We start from the raw sequence: 2,465 nt of genomic DNA, 5'->3' as shown, positions 1-2,465 counted from the left end.
TGGCTATCCAATTATACAATAAGTACTTTTAAACTGCTTATATATTGACGCTGATGGATTTTATCAGCTAATAATACTGTAATAAGCTGTGTAATACTTGATAAAAGTAGGGCAGTATGAAGTGTTTTTGCATTTTGAGTTTTACGTCCAGCCAAGCAAAAGCTTGTTTTGAAATGGTTGATACCTTATTCTACAACGGAACGGATTTTATAAGTTTCATTCCACTCATCTGTACTACGTAAAAAGCCAGGATAGGCACGTAAATCTTTTTCAGGATAAATGTAAAACATTCTACCGCAAGATGAAGAAGTACAAGGGTTTTCACAGTAACATTGACGTTATATGTACACTTGGCTACCTTTACCCATTTCATTTTTGGGCAAACAAATTTGTAGTGTATAAGAGCATTTTTCCTTTGATTAATACCTTCACCTTCATATTTCATAGGAAGACTTGGTTCAGTAGAGCACATTGATAGGACATTGTTCGTTTTGAATTTTAGATCGACTATTGAGGAGAATGTAGGCTTTCTTAAATTTTAAATCATGAAGTAAAGCTTTGTAGATTGTACTACTATCAAATGTAGCATCACCAATAAAAGTATGAGGGTTAATAAGAGGATGCTTTGTAAAAAAAGTCTATAAGTACAGGAATAAGGGCCTCGGTATCATGGAGTGATTTATTTTCATCAGGAGAATTGGATTTTTTATCAACAATAATCTCAGGGTGAGCTTCAAGGAAGTCTTTGTTATAAAAAAATATCTCTAACAAATCCAAGACCATTGGTAATCAGTCCAAATTTATAGACATAACAAAAGTGTCCATTAATGTAGAGTTGTTAAATCTCTTTATTACAGGAAGCATGGGAAGGCATAGAGCCATAAGCAGCTTTGTAAGGTTTGTAAGAATCATCAAGACCTGCACCTTTTTTATAAGCTTTGAGTTGTTTAACCACCTTATTAGCGTATTTAGGATTATTTTCAGTTACAAAGACTTCAATGCTTTGGCATATCGGTTCTGTAAGGTCTACAAGCTTATGGAACATAGATTGTAAGTCCGGCAAAAAGTCTTGCCTAAAACGAGTTAATTTAGAGGCATCAGGAACTTTAGTAAAACCACAGAAATCTCTTAGTTCCTTAGAATAGTTAAGGAAAATAATTAAAAGAGAATCTGTAGGAATAGAAAAAACACGTTGAAGAATAAATGCCAAAGCATTGCCTTTAATGGATATTTACGTGGCCTACCAGTAGATGTATAAAAATGATTAATAAAAGAAGATGGAATAAGTTTATAAAGATTGATGGTAGTTTCTAGTAAAGAAAATGAGGTTTATCATTTTCAAAATAAGATTTGCAATCGAAATAAATTTCTGCCAACGAAAGCTGTTTTTGTGGTATCATAAAGACATAACTCCTTTTGGATTTTGGTGAATTTGTTTCTCATTAATTCAAGTTTACTATAAAGCTGAGAGGAGTTATTCTATTTTATACAAAAAAATATCCCGTATTTATACGGGTTAATGCGTTTCGCAAGCGCCTAATATTAAAAAATAAAAGGAGGCAAAAAAATGAAATTACTCACCTATAAATATAAAAATAAGGAATGTGTTGGTGTACTCAGTGCCGATGAAAAAGTAGTTTGTCCTATTGATGCAATAGACCTTAGTTATGCAACAATGAATGAACTTATTGAAAACATTACATTATTAGAAAGGAAAAAGTTAGTTGCACTTTCAGAAAAAATGAAGGTATTGTTTTAGATAAGATTGAAAAATGTGCGCCAATACCTAGGCCAAAACAAGATGTTATTTGTTTGGGAATTAATTACATGGCTCATGCAGAAGAATCAGCACGCTACAAGAAAGAATCTTTTGGTGGTGAAAGAACTTATGCCGTTTATTTTTCAAAACGTGTTAATGAAGCCGTAGCAGATGGTGGAGAGATTCCAAGTTACAAAAATTTAATGGAGAGTTTAGATTATGAAGTAGAACTTGCCGTAATTATTGGAAAAGATGCCAAAAATGTTAGTAAAGAAGAAGCTTTTGAATATGTATTTGGTTATACAATTATGAATGATGTCAGTGCAAGAGAAATTCAAACACGTCATAAGCAATGGTATTTTGGAAAGAGCTTAGATGGTTTTACACCTATGGGGCCATGGATTGTAACAGAAGATCAATTTGAAAGGCCACCAGTATTGACAATTCGCTCATATATCAACAATGAATTACGTCAAAATTCTTCAACGGGTCTTTTAATCTTTGATATTGCTCATGTCATTCATGAATTATCCCAAGGGATGACTTTAAAAGCTGGTACAATTATTGCCATGGGAACACCAGCAGGCGTTGGTATGGGATTTGATCCACCTAGATTTTTAACAACTGGTGATAAAGTGTGTTGTGAAATTGAAGGTATCGGTAAAATTGTTAATTATATTAGTGAATAGTGTTTATATTTATTAAT

General features: G+C 32.6%; 2 pseudogenes. One reads left to right on the top strand and one right to left on the bottom strand.

Going from position 1 to position 2,465, the window contains the following annotated elements:
- Positions 1-67: 67 nt before the first annotated feature.
- A pseudogene (locus tag JCM14822_RS18335) lies at positions 68-1,400 on the bottom strand (transposase).
- A 167-nt stretch (positions 1,401-1,567) separates the two neighbouring features.
- Here JCM14822_RS18335 and JCM14822_RS18330 point away from each other — a divergent pair.
- A pseudogene (locus tag JCM14822_RS18330) lies at positions 1,568-2,448 on the top strand (fumarylacetoacetate hydrolase family protein).
- The last annotated feature ends 17 nt before the right edge of the window (positions 2,449-2,465 follow it).

Source organism: Cellulosilyticum ruminicola JCM 14822, from assembly GCF_001311925.1.
In the GTDB taxonomy this organism is placed as follows: domain Bacteria; phylum Bacillota; class Clostridia; order Lachnospirales; family Cellulosilyticaceae; genus Cellulosilyticum; species Cellulosilyticum ruminicola.
The sequence above is the reverse complement of the archived record's forward strand: the minus strand, read 5'-3'. Positions and strand labels throughout refer to the sequence as shown.